This window comes from Antarcticirhabdus aurantiaca (assembly GCF_009765365.1).
Lineage (GTDB): Bacteria > Pseudomonadota > Alphaproteobacteria > Rhizobiales > Rhizobiaceae > Antarcticirhabdus > Antarcticirhabdus aurantiaca.
Map to the genome: position 1 here is coordinate 1 of NZ_VTOM01000028.1, position 17,612 is coordinate 17,612.

21 protein-coding genes are annotated in these 17,612 nt (G+C 69.9%); 16 read left to right on the plus strand and 5 right to left on the minus strand.

From position 1 onward, the window contains the following. Nucleotides 1–465: 465 nt before the first annotated feature. Nucleotides 466–1,053 (minus strand): hypothetical protein, encoded by a 588-nt coding sequence (locus tag FZN60_RS24715; RefSeq protein ID WP_158876283.1) that lies wholly within the window; start codon nt 1,051–1,053, stop codon nt 466–468. 91 nt (nt 1,054–1,144) lie between these two features. Here FZN60_RS24715 and FZN60_RS24720 point away from each other — a divergent pair, with 91 nt between their 5' ends. Next, entirely contained in the window at nt 1,145–1,432 is a 288-nt protein-coding gene (locus FZN60_RS24720) for an Rdx family protein (protein WP_158876285.1), read from the plus strand. A 140-nt stretch (nt 1,433–1,572) separates the two neighbouring features. Here FZN60_RS24720 and FZN60_RS24725 read toward each other — a convergent pair whose 3' ends face one another. Next, nucleotides 1,573–1,938, minus strand: a complete 366-nt coding sequence (locus FZN60_RS24725) for a DUF427 domain-containing protein (RefSeq protein WP_158876287.1) — start codon at nt 1,936–1,938, stop codon at nt 1,573–1,575. A gap of 123 nt (nt 1,939–2,061) precedes the next feature. On the opposite strand from FZN60_RS24725, the gene FZN60_RS24730 reads away from it, so the two are divergent. The 7 genes from FZN60_RS24730 (at nt 2,062) to yacG (ending at nt 6,395) form a co-directional block, all read left to right on the plus strand. Continuing rightward, nucleotides 2,062–2,667, plus strand: a complete 606-nt coding sequence (locus tag FZN60_RS24730) for a sigma-70 family RNA polymerase sigma factor (protein ID WP_158876289.1) — start codon at nt 2,062–2,064, stop codon at nt 2,665–2,667. Further along, nucleotides 2,664–3,431, plus strand: coding sequence for an anti-sigma factor (locus FZN60_RS24735; RefSeq protein ID WP_158876291.1), 768 nt, complete (start codon nt 2,664–2,666; stop codon nt 3,429–3,431). The genes FZN60_RS24730 and FZN60_RS24735 overlap by 4 nt, the downstream gene beginning before the upstream one ends. Nucleotides 3,432–3,474: 43 nt before the next feature. Beyond that, nucleotides 3,475–3,633, plus strand: a complete 159-nt coding sequence (locus tag FZN60_RS28705) for a hypothetical protein (protein ID WP_199266646.1) — start codon at nt 3,475–3,477, stop codon at nt 3,631–3,633. 119 nt (nt 3,634–3,752) lie between these two features. Continuing rightward, nucleotides 3,753–5,042: a UDP-N-acetylglucosamine 1-carboxyvinyltransferase gene (gene murA, locus FZN60_RS24740; RefSeq protein WP_158876293.1), complete on the plus strand. Its 1,290-nt coding sequence runs from the start codon at nt 3,753–3,755 to the stop codon at nt 5,040–5,042. 161 nt (nt 5,043–5,203) lie between these two features. Continuing rightward, nucleotides 5,204–5,422, plus strand: coding sequence for a translation initiation factor IF-1 (infA, locus tag FZN60_RS24745; RefSeq protein ID WP_158876295.1), 219 nt, complete (start codon nt 5,204–5,206; stop codon nt 5,420–5,422). A gap of 43 nt (nt 5,423–5,465) precedes the next feature. Continuing rightward, nucleotides 5,466–6,143, plus strand: a complete 678-nt coding sequence (locus FZN60_RS24750) for a Maf-like protein (protein WP_158876297.1) — start codon at nt 5,466–5,468, stop codon at nt 6,141–6,143. 57 nt (nt 6,144–6,200) lie between these two features. Next, nucleotides 6,201–6,395 carry a DNA gyrase inhibitor YacG gene (yacG, locus tag FZN60_RS24755; RefSeq protein WP_158876299.1) on the plus strand — a complete coding sequence of 65 codons (195 nt, stop codon included), beginning with the start codon at nt 6,201–6,203 and terminating at the stop codon, nt 6,393–6,395. A gap of 3 nt (nt 6,396–6,398) precedes the next feature. Here yacG and FZN60_RS24760 read toward each other — a convergent pair whose 3' ends face one another. Together FZN60_RS24760 and FZN60_RS24765 are read right to left on the minus strand one after the other, a co-directional pair. After that, complete coding sequence (locus FZN60_RS24760) at nt 6,399–6,926, minus strand: transglutaminase-like cysteine peptidase (protein WP_158876301.1); 528 nt, start codon at nt 6,924–6,926, stop codon at nt 6,399–6,401. A 390-nt stretch (nt 6,927–7,316) separates the two neighbouring features. After that, the gene (locus tag FZN60_RS24765; RefSeq protein WP_158876303.1) at nt 7,317–8,120 is read right to left on the minus strand and encodes an alpha/beta hydrolase; all 804 of its coding nucleotides are present in this window, start codon (nt 8,118–8,120) and stop codon (nt 7,317–7,319) included. A 255-nt stretch (nt 8,121–8,375) separates the two neighbouring features. On the opposite strand from FZN60_RS24765, the gene infC reads away from it, so the two are divergent. Then, nucleotides 8,376–8,915, plus strand: a complete 540-nt coding sequence (gene infC, locus FZN60_RS24770) for a translation initiation factor IF-3 (protein ID WP_158876407.1) — start codon at nt 8,376–8,378, stop codon at nt 8,913–8,915. Between the two features lie 121 nt (nt 8,916–9,036). On the opposite strand, the gene FZN60_RS24775 is transcribed toward infC, so the two are convergent. Then, nucleotides 9,037–10,032 carry a hypothetical protein gene (locus tag FZN60_RS24775; RefSeq protein WP_158876305.1) on the minus strand — a complete coding sequence of 332 codons (996 nt, stop codon included), beginning with the start codon at nt 10,030–10,032 and terminating at the stop codon, nt 9,037–9,039. A gap of 388 nt (nt 10,033–10,420) precedes the next feature. On the opposite strand from FZN60_RS24775, the gene rpmI reads away from it, so the two are divergent. The 7 genes from rpmI (at nt 10,421) to FZN60_RS24810 (ending at nt 17,591) form a co-directional block, all read left to right on the plus strand. Further along, nucleotides 10,421–10,621: a 50S ribosomal protein L35 gene (gene rpmI, locus FZN60_RS24780; protein ID WP_158876307.1), complete on the plus strand. Its 201-nt coding sequence runs from the start codon at nt 10,421–10,423 to the stop codon at nt 10,619–10,621. Between the two features lie 43 nt (nt 10,622–10,664). Beyond that, complete coding sequence (gene rplT, locus FZN60_RS24785; protein WP_158876309.1) at nt 10,665–11,084, plus strand: 50S ribosomal protein L20; 420 nt, start codon at nt 10,665–10,667, stop codon at nt 11,082–11,084. Between the two features lie 111 nt (nt 11,085–11,195). Further along, the gene (gene pheS / locus FZN60_RS24790) at nt 11,196–12,278 is read left to right on the plus strand and encodes a phenylalanine--tRNA ligase subunit alpha (RefSeq protein ID WP_158876311.1); all 1,083 of its coding nucleotides are present in this window, start codon (nt 11,196–11,198) and stop codon (nt 12,276–12,278) included. 101 nt (nt 12,279–12,379) lie between these two features. Next, entirely contained in the window at nt 12,380–12,781 is a 402-nt protein-coding gene (locus FZN60_RS24795; RefSeq protein WP_158876313.1) for a hypothetical protein, read from the plus strand. 32 nt (nt 12,782–12,813) lie between these two features. After that, nucleotides 12,814–15,234 carry a phenylalanine--tRNA ligase subunit beta gene (gene pheT, locus FZN60_RS24800; protein ID WP_158876315.1) on the plus strand — a complete coding sequence of 807 codons (2,421 nt, stop codon included), beginning with the start codon at nt 12,814–12,816 and terminating at the stop codon, nt 15,232–15,234. A gap of 139 nt (nt 15,235–15,373) precedes the next feature. Continuing rightward, entirely contained in the window at nt 15,374–16,447 is a 1,074-nt protein-coding gene (mepA, locus tag FZN60_RS24805; RefSeq protein ID WP_199266647.1) for a penicillin-insensitive murein endopeptidase, read from the plus strand. Nucleotides 16,448–16,562: 115 nt separating this feature from the next. Then, complete coding sequence (locus FZN60_RS24810) at nt 16,563–17,591, plus strand: glucokinase (protein WP_246727158.1); 1,029 nt, start codon at nt 16,563–16,565, stop codon at nt 17,589–17,591. The last annotated feature ends 21 nt before the right edge of the window (nt 17,592–17,612 follow it).

The following is a 17,612-nucleotide window of genomic DNA, read 5'->3' on the forward strand; positions in this document are numbered from 1 at the left end:
TCGAGGCAGGGCGGGAACAGCGTCGCCTGATCGCGATCGGCGCCGACAACGAAGCGTCCCATGCCATCCTCCAGACCACCCTGAAGAAGATAGCATGAGCAGGGTTTTGACACAGCCAGGGTCGAAAGCGGACGACGAAGAGCTCCAGTTATCGAAGTGTCCTAGCCAGCGATCGTGTCGTCTGGAGCCGGCCTCGCACACAGGGGCGGTCCACCTACGGCGCTTTGAGGAGCGCGGCGGCCCGCCCCTGTGCACGACCCCGGCCGTCGCGGCGGTGGAACCGAACCCGACGTTTGTGACGTCTGGAGCCGGCCTCGCACACAGGGGCGGTCCACCTACAGCGCTATGGGGAGCGCGGTGGCCCGCCCCTATGCACGACCCCGGCCATCGCAGCGGCACTCACTTCTGTGAAGCGAGTGAAAATTCGCATTTTATCAAGTAGATGGAGCGGTTTAGCCACTCGCTTCAGTTTGCCAATATGTGAAAACAGCTTGACGTCACGGTGAAATAGAGCGCGTCGACGTAGCCGGTGAGGCCGGCTCCCTCGCTGAAGAAGAAGGTGTAGACGAAGCCGGTGGCGAGGAAGAGGAAGGTGAGGAGGTTCACCACCGCCCGCGCCGTGTGCTCGATATGGCCGTGGCCGTTGCGCCGCAGCGGCCGCCACAGGATGCCGGTCTGCGACAGCGACCAGAGCCGCAGGACGCGCAGGAAGGACAGGCTCCAGAGCTGCTCGGGAAAGAGCAGCGTCAAAAGGATCGCGACGTCCAGGAAGACGATCGGCTGCGCCAGCCAGCGCCGCTTCTCGCGCGCCGCGAACAGGCGGGCGCCCATGTCGAGCGCCAGGACCGCCGCGACCGTGTAGTCCACGACCAGGAACCAGTCGGTGCCCCGCAGCACCGGTGTCAGGATGAACAGCGCGATGATCGACAGGTCCACCGTCAGCGCCGCCATCTGGAAGCGCAGGGCTTCGGGCGAGTGGCCGTGGTAGAGCTTGCGCAGGTGGACCTGCGCGCGCGCCAGACCCGACCGCGGATGGCCGCGTACGTGGGACACGAGGCCGCGCTTGGCGGGCCGCGCGGTCGAGGGGCGAGCGGGGTCGAGGGCGGGCGGGGCGCTTGGCTTCGGCACGGATAGGGGACCAACGATGACTGACGACGAGAATAGGCCGCGCATCGCGATCCGCTACTGCACGCAGTGCCAATGGCTGCTGCGCGCGGCCTGGATGGCACAGGAGCTCCTGTCCACCTTCGGCCCCGATCTCGGCGAGGTCGCGCTTAGGCCCGGCACCGGCGGCGTCTTCGAGATCACGTATGACGGCGAGACGATCTGGGAGCGCAAGGCTGACGGCGGCTTCCCCGAAGCCAAGGTCCTGAAGCAGCGGGTGCGCGACCGCTTGGACCCGGAGCGCTCCCTCGGCCATTCGGATCGCTGACCGGGAGGCCTGCGTCCCGAGCGGGCCCTAGCGCACCCGGCAGGGGCTGGGCGGGCGCGCCGCATGGGGAGGGCGGAGCGGGCGCAGCGGCGCCCGCCCGGACCGTTTCCTGTGCCGGCATTCGGATGCCGGGCTCGGCCTCAGCCGACGACGACGCGGAAGTAGCGAGGATCGAAGGCCATGTGGCCGGCGATCGCCTCGACGCCCTCGCGCGGGCTCTCATAGGCCCAGATCGCGTCCTGCGCGCCTGCGCCCTCGGCCGAGATCGACCAGTAGCTGGCCTCGCCCTTGAACGGGCAGGTCGTCGTCTTCGGCGTCTTTTCCAGGAAGGCCATCTCGACGTCGCCCATCGGAACGTAGACGACCGGGTCGCGGCCCTTTTCGTTGAGGATCTGCGAGTTCTTCGTCGAGGCGATCACCGCGTCGTGGAAGGTCACCACGACCGGTCGGTCGCTGGGCTCGATGGTGATGCGCTCTCGCGTTTCGGCCGGACTGGCATAGGTCATGGGGGCAGGTCCCGTGTTGGACTGGTTTTCCAACGAAAAGGCGCAGAGCCATCGAGGTTCCGTCCGGCAAGCGGCTATCGGCGCGTTGACAAGGGCGGCGGCACGTTGTTCGGCTCACCGTCGATGAGCCTCGACCTCTCCAGCCGCAACGCCGCCCCGCCGAGCGCCTCCGCCGCCGATCCGGCGCGGGCGCGGCTCGTCCGCTGTCTCGCCGCCGTTGCCGAGGGCGACAGGACGGCGCTGCGCGAGGTCCATGATCTGACCGTGGCGAAGCTTTTCGGCGTCGCTTATCGTATCTTGGGCGACCGCGAGGAAGCCGAGGACGTGGTGCAGGACGTCTACCTCACCGTCTGGAATCGCGCCGACCGCTTCGATCCCGGCCGGGCGAGCCCGATCACCTGGCTCGCCACGATCGCGCGCAACCGGGCGATCGACCGTTTGCGCCAGATCGGCGGGCGCCGGGCCGCGGCCGGCGGCGTTGAGGAGGCGGCCGACCTGCCGGACGGCGCGCCCGACGCGCTCGCGCTCCTCGAAGGCGCCGATGAGAGCCGGCGCCTCGCCGACTGCCTGGGCGGCCTCGACGAGCGGGCGCGGGGCGCCATCACCGCCGCCTTCTTCGGCGGCCTGACCTATGACGAGCTGGCGCGCCGGGACGGCATGCCGCTCGGGACGATGAAGAGCCTCGTTCGCCGGGGTCTGATGAAGCTGAAGGGATGCCTAGGGGAATGAGCGACGGTGCCGGCCTCGATCGCGATGACGAAGCGGACCTCGCCGCCGAATACGCGCTCGGCGTCCTCGACGGTGCCGAGCGCCGCGCCGCCGAGCGCCGCATGGCGCGCGAGCCCGCCTTCGCGCGCGCCGTCGCGGACTGGGAGCGTCGCCTCGGCCCCATGACCGGCGCCGTGCCGGCCGTTTCACCCCCGGCGGATCTCTGGAGCCGCATCGAGGCCGATCTCGCCCGCATGACGCGCGCCGCGCCCCGGACCGCCGCTGCCCCGGTGGTCGCGCCCGAGCAGCCCCGCGGCCGCCGGGTCTCGGCGATCTGGCAGTATATCGGCCTCGCCGGCATGGGGATCGGCGCGGCGAGCGCCGCGGCCCTCATTCTCGTCGTCGCCGGATCGGGCGGTCTTCTCGGCCCGCCGCCGGGCGTTCGCGACGGCGCCATGACCGCGACGCTGGCCGCCGAAAGCGGCGCGCCGCTCTTCACCCTGGTCTACGACGCGGCGAGCGGCATGGCGACGCTGGTTCCGGTCGCCACCGCCTCGAGCGATCCCGCCCACGTCCACGAACTCTGGCTGGTTCCCCCGGGCGGCGCGGCGCCGCGCTCCCTCGGGATTCTGGCGAGCACGGGGCCGATCCGGATGCGCCTCGACGGGCAGGCCGCGGACATGCCGCGCTCGGCGATCGCGGTGTCGCTCGAGCCGGCCGGCGGCTCGCCGACCGGCCTTCCCACCGGCCCGGTGGTGGCGAGCGGCGCCCTGACGGCGCTATGAGGCGGCGCGCGCGCCGAGCGGGCGCCGAAGGAAAAGTCGCGTCGTGACCAAGGTCCTGTCGGTCCTCCTCCTCTTCGTCATGGCTCTGCATATCTGGCGCCCCCTGGGCCTGCCGGGCCTTCGCCGGCGCGCCGACGCCTGGAAGATCGCCGCCTTCGCCTTCGTGGTTTTCGGGCTGACCATCCTGATCCGCCCCGAATGAGCCGCCTTCGTCGCGCAGATTTGAACAGCCGACCTTGCTGGTGTAGAGAGCGCCGTTCCGCGAGGTGGCAGAGTTTTTGGGATACGCGCGGCGCGTTCCCGACATGAACGGGGATACGCATGGACCGGATTCGCATTCGCGGCGGTAACGAGCTGAACGGCACGATCGCGATCTCGGGCGCCAAGAACGCGACGCTTCCCCTGATGATCGCCTCGCTGCTCACCGACGACACGCTGACGCTCGAGAACGTCCCCCACCTCGCCGACGTCGAGCAGCTCATCCGCATCCTCGGCAATCACGGCGTCGACTACGCCGTGTCCGGCAAGCGCCTCAACCAGAGCCGCGCGGGCGGGCGCACCATCCACTTCACCGCCCGCACCATCGTCGACACGACAGCGCCCTACGAGCTCGTCTCCAAGATGCGCGCGAGCTTCTGGGTCATCGGCCCGCTTCTCGCCCGCTGCCACAAGGCGCGCGTCTCGCTGCCGGGCGGCTGCGCCATCGGCACGCGGCCCGTGGACCTCTTCATCGAGGGCCTCCAGGCGCTCGGCGCGACGATCGACATCGACAGCGGCTACGTCGTCGCCGAGGCCAAGGGCGGTCTCGTTGGCAACCGCTACCGCTTCCCCAAGGTCTCGGTCGGCGCGACCCACGTCATGCTGATGGCGGCCTCGCTGGCCAAGGGCGAGACGGTGATCGAGAACGCCGCGCGCGAGCCCGAGATCGCCGATCTCGCCGCCTGCCTCAACGCCATGGGCGCGCGCATCGAGGGCGCCGGCACCTCCACCATCACCATCCAGGGCGTCGACGCCCTGTCGGGCGCGCGCCACCGCGTCCTGCCCGATCGCATCGAGACCGGCACCTACGCCATGGCTGTGGCCATGACCGGCGGCGACGTCACGCTCCAGAACACCAGCGTCGAGCTTCTCGAAAGCGCCCTCGACACGCTGCGCCAGGCGGGCGCCGGCATCGAGGCGGTGCCGGACGGCATCCGCGTCACCCGCAACGGCAACGGAATCCAGCCGGTCGACGTGATGACCGATCCCTATCCCGGCTTCCCGACCGACCTCCAGGCGCAGTTCATGGCGCTGATGACGCGGGCGAACGGCACCGCGCGCATCACCGAGACGATCTTCGAGAACCGCTTCATGCACGTCCAGGAGCTGGCGCGACTCGGCGCGCGCATCTCGCTCTCCGGCCAGGTCGCGACCGTCGAGGGCGTTTCGCGCCTCGCCGGCGCGCCGGTCATGGCGACCGACCTTCGCGCCTCCGTCTCGCTCGTGATCGCCGGCCTCGCGGCGGAAGGCGAGACTACCGTCAACCGCGTCTACCATCTCGACCGCGGCTTCGAGCGGCTGGAGGAGAAGCTCGGCGCCTGCGGCGCGGAGATCGAGCGCATTTCCGGTTGACAACCGGTCGCGCCTTGCTTTTTCGCCTCTTCCGCACGATTTAGAGGCGACAGCCTCATCGGATTCGAATACAGGCCGCCCCATGCCGGCGGCGTAACGCAGCCTCGCGACCCCGTGCCCCGTGCGCCGGTCTCGCGCCACAATCAGGGTACTGCTCACACATGGCCAAGGAAGAAGTTCTCGAGTTTCCGGGGACGGTCACCGAACTGCTCCCCAATGCGACCTTCCGCATCAAGCTCGAGAACGATCACGAGATCATCGCTCACACGGCGGGCCGCATGCGCAAGAACCGCATCCGCGTTCTCACCGGCGACAAGGTGCTGGTCGAGATGACGCCCTACGACCTGTCAAAGGGTCGCATCACCTACCGCTTCAAGTAAGGCGGCGCGAAACGGCACCGCGGGCGACCGGAAGGGCGACGGCATGGCGAAGCGCGCGCTGAAACTCGTTCTCGCCTCGGCGTCGCCGCGGCGGCTCGAACTCCTGCAGCAGGCCGGTATCGAGCCGGACCGGCTGATGCCGGCCGACCTCGACGAGACGCCGAAGAAGAACGAGCATCCCCGCGCGCTCGCCAAGCGCCTGGCGCGCGAGAAGGCCGAGCATATCCTGTCGCTGCTCGCCGCGCGGGGCGAGGCGGAGGACCGCCTCGTGCTCGCGGCGGACACGGTGGTTTCCGTCAGCCGGCAGATCCTGCCCAAGCCCGAGCTCTCCGAGGACGCGGTCTCGAACCTGCGCATCCTGTCGGGCCGCACGCACCGCGTCTACACCGGCCTCTGCGTCCTCGGCGCCTCCGGTCGGGCCCGCCTGCGCCTCGTCGAGACGCGGGTCCGCTTCAAGCGCCTGTCGCGCGAGGACATCGAGGCCTACGTCGCGTCGGGCGAATGGCGCGGCAAGGCCGGCGGCTACGCCATCCAGGGCCTGGCCGGCTCCTTCGTGGTGCGCCTCGTCGGCTCCTACACCAACGTCGTCGGCCTGCCGCTTGCCGAAAGCGTCGACCAGCTCGCCGGCGCCGGCTACGACATCCATGCCCGCTGGCGCGACGGCGGCCTCATCGAGGCGGTCGGCGCGAACGAGGCGGAGCTCGAAGAGGTCACGGCCTGACGCGGATCGCGGGGCCCTGGATGCCGGATCGAGCTGCTTTTTCGGAACTTCGGGATCATGCCAAAGGACGCCATCGTCACGCCCCTGCGCCCCAAGCGCCAGTGCCCGGAATGCGGCCGCCCCTCGGAGCGCGCCGTTTATCCGTTCTGCTCCGTCCGCTGCAAGGACGTCGACCTGCACCGCTGGCTGACCGGCTCCTACGTCATTCCCGGCGAGGACGCCGAGTCGCCGCCTTCGGACGATGGGCGCTGAGCGCTACTTCTTCGTCGCCGCCACGAGCGCGGTCGCGCCGTCGTCGATGATCGCGTCCCAGCGGCCGCCGTTCACCGGGTTCTGCCGCTTGACGAAGGTGTAGGGCGTCTCGCTCCAGAGCTTCACGCGCCAGTCGAGGTTGTCGAGCACGAAGTCGCCTTGCGTGGTCCGCAGCGTCAGCACCGCGTGGCCCTCGCCGTCGCTCTTCTTCACCACGGTCAGGAGGAGGTTGCCGATGTCGATGCCCGCTTCGACCAGGCGCTTGCGCTTGAGGAGGGCGAAGTCCTCGCAGTCGCCGCGGCCGACGTCGGGAAGCGTCCAGCGCTCCTCGACCCCGTAGACGGTCCGATCGGAGGCCGGCTCGATCGCCGCGTTGATCTCGACGTTGAGCCCCGCGATCTTGCCGATCAGCATGGCGTCCAGGGCGACCGGGACGGGCGCTTCCTTGCCGTGGACCGTGCAGTCGGCCTTGGCCTGCCGGCAGTAGTTGAAGTGCCCGATCGGCTGCGACGTCGGCTTGCCGATCGCCATCGCGAGCTCGGTCGCCGATACCGCACCGCTCGAAACGAGCGAGAAGAGCGCGCACGCAATCGCGGCGCGACGAGCGCTGTGTTTGCCCAATGCTGACCCCCGTCAGACCCTGTTTGCCGTCTTTTTCTTGTTGTTGGGGGGATGGTGTAATTGGGAGCCGGACCTGTCAACGATGCTGACCTACCCGGATCGCGCTCCCGGTCAGTCCCGCGTCAGGATCGGTTGCCAAACCTGCTCGTTTTACGAGCAACGGGTTTCTCGAACGCCACGATTCGCGCCATACTGGCCTCGAAACGCCTGCGATTCCGGCAGGTTGAGCCGTCTTGTTGCGGCAAAGTGACAGGCCGTTCGATTCTGTCGCGGCGCTCCTCGCCGCGTGCGAGGCGTGCCCTAGACCGAGGCCGCTTGCGCCGAGAGTTCCTCCGCGGCGCGCAGCATCCGATCGATATCCTGGGGGCGCGACAGGCGATGGTCTCCGTCGCGGATGAGGGTCGTCACCACGTCGTCGAAGGGCATGAGCTCCACGAGGGCCAGGGCGTGCGCGAAGGGGACGTCGGGGTCCTCCATGCCCTGCAGCACGCGCACCGGCGCGCCGACCTTGATCGGCTGCGTCATGACCGCGGCGTCTCGTCCGTCCTCGATGAGCCGCGCCGTGTAGATCGTCGGCTCGGGGCCGTAAGGAGAGGGCACGGCGAAGAAGCCCTGCGCGGCGAGGTCGGCGCGCTCCTTCGGCGTGAGCTTCGGCTCCAGCAGCCGCGCGGTGAAGTCCGGTGCCGGTGCGATGAGGAGGAGGCCCGCGAGGTTCGGCGCCGGCCCGGCTCGCCCGAGCGCCAGGCGCAGGGCGATCCAGGCGCCCATGGAGGAGCCGACGAGCACCACCGGTTCATCCGGCGTCGACACGGCCGCGAGGACGCGCGCCGCGTCGCGCGTCCAGGACGAGATCGTGCCGTCGCGGAAGGCGCCCTCCGACTCGCCGTGCCCGGCATAGTCGAGGCGCAGGAAGGCTTGCCCGCGATCCGCCGCGAAGGTGTCGAGCGCTTCGGCCTTGGTGCCTGCCATGTCGGATCCGTAGCCGCCCAGCCAGACGAGGCGCGGGCCCCGGCCGTCCCGGCGGCGAAAGGCGAGGCGCGGCATCGCCTCGCCCGCCTCGGATGCGAGGAACTCCGTCGGGGAGGGGGGCTGGGGCTCGGTCATGGTGGATCTCGCGGGCTGAACGAAGGGGCTTCGCGCGTGATTCGTCGCTTCCCGCCCCGCGTCAAGCGATTGACCGGGTGAAATCCGCCGCGCGACGTGTTATATCTGAAGCGGGTGGTCGCCGGACCTCGCCGCATTTGCGGAGTGTCCCAGCGTCATCCCGGGAACTTCGTTCCGGCGTCGAGCGTCTGTCTCGTGCCGGCTGACGGTGACCGGGACCCGGCCGTCCGAGGGATTTTACAGGAGAGAACGACCATTCGCAGACCATTTCGCGCGCCGCCGGTCCAGAAGGAAGGACCGCGCTCCAACCGGGAAATTCGCGTTCCGGCGATCCAGCTCATCGATGCCGAGGGGCAGAATCGCGGGCAGGTGCCGACGCCGGAGGCCCTGGCCATGGCGGAGGAGGCGGGACTCGATCTCGTCGAGATCGTCCCCAACGCCAATCCCCCGGTCTGCAAGATTCTCGACCTCGGCAAGCTGAAGTACGAGAACCAGAAAAAGGCCGCCGAGGCGCGCAAGCGCCAGAAGACCATCGAGGTCAAAGAGATCAAGATGCGTCCCAACATCGACGACCACGACTACGAGACCAAGATGAAGGCGGTCCGCCGCTTCTTCGAGGAAGGCGACAAGGTCAAGGTCACGCTCCGCTTCCGCGGTCGCGAGATGGCGCACCAGGAACTCGGCATGCAGCTCCTGAATCGCGTGCGCGAAGAGACCGCCGACATGTCGAAGGTCGAGGCCGAGCCGAAGCTCGAAGGCCGTCAGATGATGATGGTGCTGGCGCCGCGCGCCTGATGCCGGCCTGAGGGCCTGCCGCCGCGGCTTCGCCTCCGAGGCCCTCTCGCGATGGAACAACAAAAAGGCGGCCTTGCGGGCCGCCTTTTTCGTATCCGCCGACGGGCGGCGTCGGAGCCGGTCAGATGGCCGCGTCGAAGGCGTCGCCCGATTCGAAGCCGTCGACCGGCTCAGCTGCGGAGAGCATCGCGTCGCCCGCCGCGACGGGTCTGCGCGCTGCGCGCACCGAACGCCGTCCCTCGTGGCCCGACAGGTCGGCAAGGGTCGCCATGCGGCCGGGCGAGTGGAAGGTCGCGATCAGCCGGTCGTCCGCCCGGCCGTCGCGGCGCAGGAAGGCCGTTTCCGCGTCGCGGCTGAGCGCTTCAAGGCGAATCGTCAGGCGCTCGCTCGACCAGGGCTGGCCGATGTCGAGGCTGGTGCGCGCGCCCGGGTTCTCGAGGATGCGCTCCACCGCCCGCTGCAGGCGCTCGTCGCCCGCCTTGGTTGCCGGACGCAGCCGGCCCGAGCGCCCCATCGGCCCGAAGAGCCCTCGCACCGCGAACAGGTCGTCGGCGATGATGTTGGCGACCACGGGCCGAAGGCAGGTCGTGATCAGGGCGACGCCGAAGGGCGCCTTGTCCCAGCAGCGCCGGATCGCCCCCATGTCGCCGAGCCCGGCGCCGACGACGTTCCGGCAGGCCGCGAAGCTGTCGCGGATGATCGGCGCGAACCGCGCGAGGAGGGCCGCGAGCGGCGCTTCGAGCCCCGGCGCCTCGGCCTCCGGAAGGTGCACGGCGATCGTCCAGAGCCGGTTCGCCTCGCGGTGGATCACGAGGCCCGCCCCGCCGCAGCGCCCGTCGGGCATCTCGCCCCAGGCGAGCGCCTGCGCCTCGGCGATCTCGCGGAGCCGGAAGACCGTCCCGCTCGCCACGTCGTCCAGGCTGCGCCGGCCGAGCGCCCAGGCGGGCGTGTCCATCGCGGTGCGGTCGAGATCGACGGCCCTGAGGGCCGCGGCTCCGCCGGGGAACATCTCGTCGAGGCGCTTCAGCACCGAGCGCCACTCGGACGGCCAGACGGACGCCCGCACGAGGCTGGCCTCGAGGAGATCCGCGCGGGCGGGAAAGCGATGTACGGCCATGAGGAATCCTTAACGCGCCGTCGGGCACGCCTCCCCGATAGTCTCGGCTGTGACGGAGGGCTTTATTGACCAGTCAGTCAACTCGGCCGGTTTCAGCTATGTAAGAAGTCCATTGTTTCGACAAGATTGCGCCGAGCATTTCCTAAGGGTTGCGGAACGTTTCGCGGGCCTGCGGGGCCGGAAGCCGCCTCGCACGGGGTGCGCCCTTGCCATCCTTGGCCCGGCGGGATATAGGCCCCTCGTTCGAAGCGGGTCGGCCGGCAGGGCATGCCGTGCCGATTCTGAATTGCTGCCGCGAGCATCCCTTCTCATCAAAGGGTTCGGCCAGGGTCCGGTTCGTTCCGGGCCGGGCTTCAGGCGTCGCGGCGTTCCTCGCATGGAGAGCCAAATGCCCAAGATGAAGACCAAGTCGAGCGCCAAGAAGCGCTTCAAGATGACGGCGACGGGCAAGGTCAAGGCCCAGGCCGCCGGCAAGCGCCACGGCATGATCAAGCGTTCCAACGACTTCATCCGCAACGCGCGCGGAACGATGGTGCTGTCCGAGCCGGACGCGCGCATCGTGAAGACCTACATGCCCTACGATCGCTGATCGTCAGAGCCCCACGTCTTTATAAGTTTCAGGAGCATCGATCATGGCACGCGTGAAGCGGGGCGTTACGTCCCACGCCAAGCACAAGAAGACGCTGAAGGCCGCCAAGGGCTTCTACGGCCGTCGCAAGAACACGATCCGCGCGGCGAAGGCCGCCGTCGACCGCGCCAAGCAGTTCGCCACGCGCGACCGCCGCGTGAAGAAGCGGAACTTCCGGGCCCTCTGGATCCAGCGCATCAACGCCGCCGTGCGCGAGCACGGCCTGACCTATGGCCGCTTCATCGACGGCCTGAACAAGGCCGGCATCGAGGTGGACCGCAAGGTTCTCTCCGACATCGCCATCCACGAGCCGGAGGCCTTCGCGGCGCTCTGCGAGAAGTCCAAGGACGCGCTCGCCTACATCAAGGACGGGCAGTTTCCGGGATCCTACGAGCGGGCGGTGGGCGAGAAGCGCGCCGCCTGAGCGGCGACACGCTTGCCTCATCGGCCAAAACGATGAAGACAGGCCCGCGCCGCCGGAAGGTGGCGCGGGCCTTTTCGCATTCGCACGACATCAGGACGGAGACGACACGCCGTGACCGAGGCTGCCAACCTTGAAGCCGAACTCATCGAGGCCGTGCGCGCCGCGCCCGACGAGGCGGCGCTGGAAGCGATCCGCGTCGCCGAGCTCGGCAAGAAGGGCCGCATCTCCGAGCTCCTGAAGGGCCTGGGTCGCATGACGCCCGAGGAGCGCCGCGAGGAGGGCCCGCGCCTCAATGGGTTGCGCGATGCCGTGCAGGGCGCGATCCAGGAGCGCCGCGAGGTTCTGGCCGAGGCCGCCACGACCGCGCGCCTCGCCGCCGAGCGCCTCGACGTGACGCTTCCCCTGCGCGCCTCGCCGCTGTCGCGCGGACGCATCCATCCGATCAGCCAGGTCGTCGACGAGATCACCGCGATCTTCGCCGACATGGGCTTCCGCATCGCGGAAGGACCGGACATCGAGACGGACCGCTACAACTTCACCGCCCTGAACTTCCCCGAAGGCCACCCGGCCCGCGAGATGCACGACACCTTCTTCCTGAAGGCGAACGCGGCCGGCGAGAGGAAGCTCCTGCGCACCCACACCTCCCCGGTGCAGATCCGCACCATGGAGGCGATGAAGCCGCCGATCCGCATCGTCATCCCCGGCAAGACCTACCGCCAGGATTCGGACGCGACCCACACGCCGATGTTCCATCAGGTGGAAGGGCTGGTGGTCGACAGGACGGCCAACATCGCCAACATGAAGTGGGTGCTGGAGGAGTTCTGCAAGGCCTTCTTCGAGGTGCCCTCGCTCAACATGCGGTTCCGCCCGAGCTTCTTCCCCTTCACCGAGCCGTCCATGGAGGTTGACATCCAGTGCGACCGATCGGGCTCCGAGGTCCGCTTCGGCCAGGGCACGGACTGGATGGAGATCCTCGGCTGCGGCATGGTCCATCCCAACGTCCTGCGCGGCGTCGGCCTCGATCCGGACGAGTACCAGGGCTTCGCCTGGGGCATGGGCATCGACCGCATCGCCATGCTCAAATACGGCATGCCGGACCTTCGCGCCTTCTTCGACGCGGACGTGCGCTGGCTGGAGCATTACGGCTTCCGCCCGCTCGACATGCCGACGCTGTTCGGTGGGCTCAGCACCTGACGCGACGACACAAGGGCGGCGCGCTCGCCTCGTCCGCGAACCAGCACGCCGCCCGGCCGTTCGGGAACGAGATCCAGTTTCACCAGGAAGGCGCCACCGACATGACAGCCCGCATGACCGTTCTCGAGATCGTCGCAGTCCTCGCCGGTGCCGTCATCGGCACGCTGGTGCTCGATTTCGCGACCTGGCTCCTCGCCGACGGCACCTTCCTGTCGCACTTCGCCTCGCCCGCCTGGCTCGTGCTGGCGCTCGTCACCGTCGCGCTCTACGCGCTGCTCTACCACAAGCTCCCGGCGACGCCGGCCGTTCTCGGCTCGTTCTTCATCGGCATCCTCGTGCCGAGCGTGATCGTGAAGCTCGGCTTCGACTCGGTTCTGTCCTGGTCGACGCTCTTCATGCTCCACGCGATCTTCTCGCTCGCGAGTCTTGCCACCTACCGCTTCGTCCACGCCAACGCCGCCGTCCGCAAGGCCGTCGGCGAGGCCACCGACGCTTCGCGCTGATCCCTCAGACCTCTTCCAAACGCACGGTTCCCATGAAGTTCACCCTGTCCTGGCTGAAGGATCACCTCGACACCGACGCCTCGCTCGCGCAGATCGTCGAGCGGCTGACGGCGATCGGCCTCGAGGTCGAGCACGTCGACGACAAGGCCGCGCTCGCTCCCTTCCGCATCGCCCGCGTCCTCACCGCCGAGAAGCACCCCGACGCCGACAAGCTGCAGAAGCTGACCGTCGATGCCGGCCCGGAGGTCAACGGCGGCAAGCCCGTCCAGGTCGTCTGCGGCGCGCCCAACGCCCGTGCCGGCCTCGTCGGCGTCCTCGGCCTGCCCGGCGCCTTCGTACCCGGCCTCGGCACCACGCTCACTGTGGGCAAGATCCGCGGCGTCGAGAGCTACGGCATGATGTGCTCGGAGCGCGAGCTGGAGCTCTCCGAGGAGCATAACGGCATCATCGACCTCGGCGAGATCGACGCTCCCGCCGGCATGTCCTTCGCCGACTGGGCAGGCCTCGCCGACCCCGTGATCGAGATCAACCTGACGCCCAACCGCCCCGATGCGACGGGCGTCGCGGGCATCGCGCGCGACCTCGCGGCCTCGGGCCTCGGCACCCTCAAGACCCCGCCGGTCGCCGCGATCGAGGGGGAGGGCGACTGCCCGGTCGCCGTCGCGATCGAGAGCCCCGTCTGCCACCGCTTCGCGCTGCGCCGCGTCTCGGGCGTGACGAACGGCGCCTCGCCGGAGTGGATGCGCCGCCGCCTCCAGGCGATCGGCCTTCGCCCGATCAACGCCCTCGTCGACATCACCAACTACATCACCTTCGACCGCGGCCGGCCGCTCCACGTCTTCGACGCGAAGAAGGTCGCGGGCAACCTCGTGGTGCGCGGCGCCAGGGACGGCGAGACCATTCTCGCCCTCGATGGCCGCACGCACACGCTGCCCGAAGGCACCTGCGTCATCGCGGATGCGAACGGCGTGGAATCGATCGCCGGCATCATGGGCGGCGAGCATTCCGGCTGCGACGAGACGACGACCGACGTCCTCATCGAATCGGCGCTCTGGGAGCCGCTGGCCATCGCGCGCACGGGCCGAACGCTCGGCATCATCACCGACGCGCGCTACCGCTTCGAGCGCGGCGTCGATCCCGCCTTCAACGAGCCCGGCCTCGACCTCGCGACGCGGCTCGTGCTCGACCTCTGCGGCGGCACGCCCAGCCGGGCGACGATCGTGGGCGAGACGCCGGACACCCGCCGCGAGATCCGCCTGCCCTTCACCGAGGTGAAGCGCCTCACCGGCCTCGACGTTTCCGCCGACGAGCAGGTCGCGCTTCTCGGCCGCCTCGGCTTCGCCGTCACCCGTGAGGATGACGCCGCCACCGTCGTGCCGCCGACCTGGCGCCCGGACGTCGAGGGCAAGGCCGACCTCGTCGAGGAGGTCATGCGTCTCGTCGGCGTCGACAACATCGCGCCCCAGCCGCTGCCCTCCACGGGCTCGGTGAACGGCCGCATCCTCACGACGGCGCAGGTCCGCGACCGCCTCGCCAAGCGTACGCTCGCCGGGCGCGGCATGGTCGAGAGCGTGTCCTACTCCTTCATCCCCGAAGCCCACGCGAAGGCCTTCGGCGGCGGCGCCGAGGCGCTGCGCCTGGAGAACCCGATCTCGGCGGATCTCTCCGACATGCGTCCCTCGCTGCTGCCCGGCCTCGTCGCCGCGGCGCAGCGCAACGCCGCGCGGGGCTACGGCGACGTCGCGCTCTTCGAGGTCGCGGCCGTCTACCGCTCGGACGAGCCGGACGGCCAGATCCGCGTCGCCGGGGGCGTGCGCCGCGCGACCGCCGGCCATGCCGGTTCGGGACGCTCCTGGGACGCCAAGGGCGCGGCGCCCGTCGGCGTCTTCGACGCCAAGGCCGACGCGCTCGCCGTCCTCGACGCGCTCGGCGCGCCCGTGGCGAACCTCAACGTCGAGGCGGGCGCCAGCCCCTGGTACCATCCGGGCCGCTCGGGAACGATCAAGCTCGGACCCAAGACCGTCCTCGCCGAGTTCGGCGAGTTCCATCCGAACGCGCTCAAGGTCCTCGACGCCTCCGGCCCCTATGCCGGCTTCGAGGTCTTCCTCGACGCCATCCCGGAAGGAAAGCGCAAGGCGACGCGCACCAAGCCGGTGCTCCAGCTTTCGCCCTTCCAGCCGGTGAAGCGCGACTTCGCCTTCGTGGTCGACGAGGCGACGGAGGCGCTGAAGATCGTGCGCGCGGCGGAAGGCGCCGACCGCAAGCTCGTCGGCGAGGTCCGCGTCTTCGACGTCTTCTCCGGCGCCGCCCTGGGCGAGGGCAAGAAGTCCGTCGCGGTCGAAGTGACGCTCAACCCGACCGACAAGACCCTCGCCGAGGCCGACCTCGAGGCGGTCTCGGGAAAAATCGTCGCGGCCGTCGCCAAGGCCACCGGCGGCACGCTGCGCACCTGATGCGGACCTAACCGCCACGATTCCGGCGGGTTCCAAGTCAACTCCTTCCCGTGCCTCGGGTTTTCGCCCCGGGGCGCGGCAAGCTCCGCGCGATGCCCGCCCCTTAGGCTGGCGCCGCGCACCGGCGAAGGAGAACGAGATGCGGTTGAACCGGGCACGGACATCGACGCGCCGCCTGGGCCTCTCCATGGCCCTGGCGGTCACGCTTCTCGACGCCTCCGGCGCGATCGCCGCGCCTGCCGCCAAGGACCTCTTCGGCGCGCAGCACTCGGCCTCGGCGATGCCGACGGAGAGCATCGGCTTCTATTCCAAGGGGTGCCTCGCCGGCGGCGCGCAGCTGCCGACCGACGGGCCGACCTGGCAGGTCATGCGCCTGGAGCGCGACCGGCGCTACGGCCACCCCGCCATGATCGCGCTGCTCCAGCGCTTCGCCGCGGACGTCACGTCCAAGGACGGCTGGTCCGGCCTTCTCGTCGGCGACATCAGCCAAGCGCGGGGCGGCCCGATGGCCTTCGGCCACGCCTCGCACCAGATCGGCCTCGACGCCGACATCTGGCTGACCCCCATGCCGAACCGCCGCCTGTCGCGCGAGGAGCGCGCCGACATGCCCTTCACCTCGGTGCTGAAGGACGGGACGACCAAGGTGGACGAGCGCAAGTGGTCGCCGACGATCTACCGGATCCTGCGCCGCGCCGCCTCCTACGGCGAGGTCGAGCGGATCTTCGTTCATCCGGGCATCAAGCGGAAGCTCTGCAGCACGGCGCCCGCGAGCGATCGCGCCTGGCTCTCCAAGGTGCGCCCGGCCTACGGCCACGACGCCCACTTCCACATCCGCATGAAGTGCCAGCCGGGCTCGCCCAACTGCGAGCCGCAGCGCGAGAACGCCGGCACGGACGATTGCGGCGCGCCGCTCGACTGGTGGTTCAACGTGGCGCTCAAGCCCGCGTCGCCGCCCAAGCCCGGCGCCAAGCCCCCGAAGCCGAAGCCGCCGATGACGCTCGCAGCCCTTCCCCGGGAGTGCCGGGTCGTTCTCGACGCTCCCGGCCGCACGCCGGACGGCGGCTCCGCGCCGGCCATGATCGCGGCGAGCCCGCCCATTGCGCCCGGCGCGCCGACCGCCGCGGGGTTCGCCCCCGATCCCGGCGGCGCCGGCAGCTTTCCGCCCCTGCCGCTGTCCGGCGTCCCGACGCCGAGCGAGCGGCCCTTCAACTGAGGCGCCGCGATCGGTCCTGCCCGTCGAGGTGGCATCGCGCATCGTCGCTTTGCCTTCCCCGGCGCGATGAACTATGGGCAGAGCCGATCACGACAGCCGAGGCACCGGATCTCCCATGTCCACGACGCGCGACGCCGCCGACGCCCTGAAGTTCCCCATTCTGATCGGCGATATCGGGGGGACCAACGCCCGCTTCGCGCTCCTGCTCGACGCCTTCGCGGAGCCGAAGACCTTTCCCGTGGTCCAGACCGCCGACTTCCCGACGCTCGACGCGGCGATCCAGACGGCCGTTCTCGACAAGACCTCGATCCAGCCGAAGTCCGCCGTGCTCGCGGTCGCCGGTCCCGTCGACGGCGACGAGATCGACCTCACCAATTCTCCCTGGGTGGTGCGCCCGCGCCAGCTGATTGCCGAGCTCGGCCTCGAGGACGTGATCGTCCTCAACGACTTCGAGGCGCAGGCCCTCGCCATCTCGTCGCTTCCCGAAAAGTCGCGCGAGGCGATCGGCGGCGGCGTGCCGCACGAGGGCGCCAGCCGCGCCGTGCTCGGCCCCGGCACCGGACTCGGCGTCGCGGGCCTCGTGCGCGCCCGCCGCATGTGGATCCCCGTGGCGGGCGAGGGCGGCCACATCGACCTCGGGCCGCGCACGGCCCGCGACATTGCCATCTGGCCGCACCTCAAGACCATCGAGGGCCGCGTGTCGGCCGAGCAGGTCCTGTGCGGCCGCGGCCTCGTCAACCTCTACGACGCGATCTGCGCGGTGGAGAGCAAGGAGCCCGTCTTCACGACGCCGGCCGAGATCACCGAGGCCGCCATCAACAAGCGCGATGCGCAGGCGTCCGAGGCGGTGGAGCTCTTCGCGGTCTATCTCGGCCGCGTCGCCGGCGACATCGCCCTCGTCTTCATGGCGCGCGGCGGCGTCTTCATCGGCGGCGGCATCTTCCAGCGCATCATCCCGATCCTGAAGGCCGCGACCATCCGCGAGGCCTTCGAGGACAAGGCGCCCCACCGCGCGCTTCTCGCCGAAATCCCGCTCTACGTCGTGACCGAGCCGCTGGCCGCGCTCGCGGGCCTCGCCACCTTCGCCCGTACCCCGCGCTTCTTCGGCCTGGAAACCACGGGCCGGCGCTGGACGGCCGCGTGACGCGCGCCATCTCAGCCACCC

What these genes read in the sequence shown, in the direction of transcription:
- FZN60_RS24720 (WP_158876285.1), top strand. Translation starts at nt 1,145, where the DNA reads ATGACTGACGACGAGAATAGGCCGCGCATCGCGATCCGCTACTGCACG.
- FZN60_RS24725 (WP_158876287.1), bottom strand. Translation starts at nt 1,938, where the DNA reads ATGACCTATGCCAGTCCGGCCGAAACGCGAGAGCGCATCACCATCGAG.
- FZN60_RS24730 (WP_158876289.1), top strand. Translation starts at nt 2,062, where the DNA reads ATGAGCCTCGACCTCTCCAGCCGCAACGCCGCCCCGCCGAGCGCCTCC.
- FZN60_RS24735 (WP_158876291.1), top strand. Translation starts at nt 2,664, where the DNA reads ATGAGCGACGGTGCCGGCCTCGATCGCGATGACGAAGCGGACCTCGCC.
- murA (WP_158876293.1), top strand. Translation starts at nt 3,753, where the DNA reads ATGGACCGGATTCGCATTCGCGGCGGTAACGAGCTGAACGGCACGATC.
- infA (WP_158876295.1), top strand. Translation starts at nt 5,204, where the DNA reads ATGGCCAAGGAAGAAGTTCTCGAGTTTCCGGGGACGGTCACCGAACTG.
- FZN60_RS24750 (WP_158876297.1), top strand. Translation starts at nt 5,466, where the DNA reads ATGGCGAAGCGCGCGCTGAAACTCGTTCTCGCCTCGGCGTCGCCGCGG.
- yacG (WP_158876299.1), top strand. Translation starts at nt 6,201, where the DNA reads ATGCCAAAGGACGCCATCGTCACGCCCCTGCGCCCCAAGCGCCAGTGC.
- FZN60_RS24760 (WP_158876301.1), bottom strand. Translation starts at nt 6,926, where the DNA reads ATGGCGATCGGCAAGCCGACGTCGCAGCCGATCGGGCACTTCAACTAC.
- FZN60_RS24765 (WP_158876303.1), bottom strand. Translation starts at nt 8,120, where the DNA reads ATGACCGAGCCCCAGCCCCCCTCCCCGACGGAGTTCCTCGCATCCGAG.
- FZN60_RS24775 (WP_158876305.1), bottom strand. Translation starts at nt 10,032, where the DNA reads ATGGCCGTACATCGCTTTCCCGCCCGCGCGGATCTCCTCGAGGCCAGC.
- rpmI (WP_158876307.1), top strand. Translation starts at nt 10,421, where the DNA reads ATGCCCAAGATGAAGACCAAGTCGAGCGCCAAGAAGCGCTTCAAGATG.
- rplT (WP_158876309.1), top strand. Translation starts at nt 10,665, where the DNA reads ATGGCACGCGTGAAGCGGGGCGTTACGTCCCACGCCAAGCACAAGAAG.
- FZN60_RS24795 (WP_158876313.1), top strand. Translation starts at nt 12,380, where the DNA reads ATGACAGCCCGCATGACCGTTCTCGAGATCGTCGCAGTCCTCGCCGGT.
- pheT (WP_158876315.1), top strand. Translation starts at nt 12,814, where the DNA reads ATGAAGTTCACCCTGTCCTGGCTGAAGGATCACCTCGACACCGACGCC.
- mepA (WP_199266647.1), top strand. Translation starts at nt 15,374, where the DNA reads ATGCGGTTGAACCGGGCACGGACATCGACGCGCCGCCTGGGCCTCTCC.
- FZN60_RS24810 (WP_246727158.1), top strand. Translation starts at nt 16,563, where the DNA reads ATGTCCACGACGCGCGACGCCGCCGACGCCCTGAAGTTCCCCATTCTG.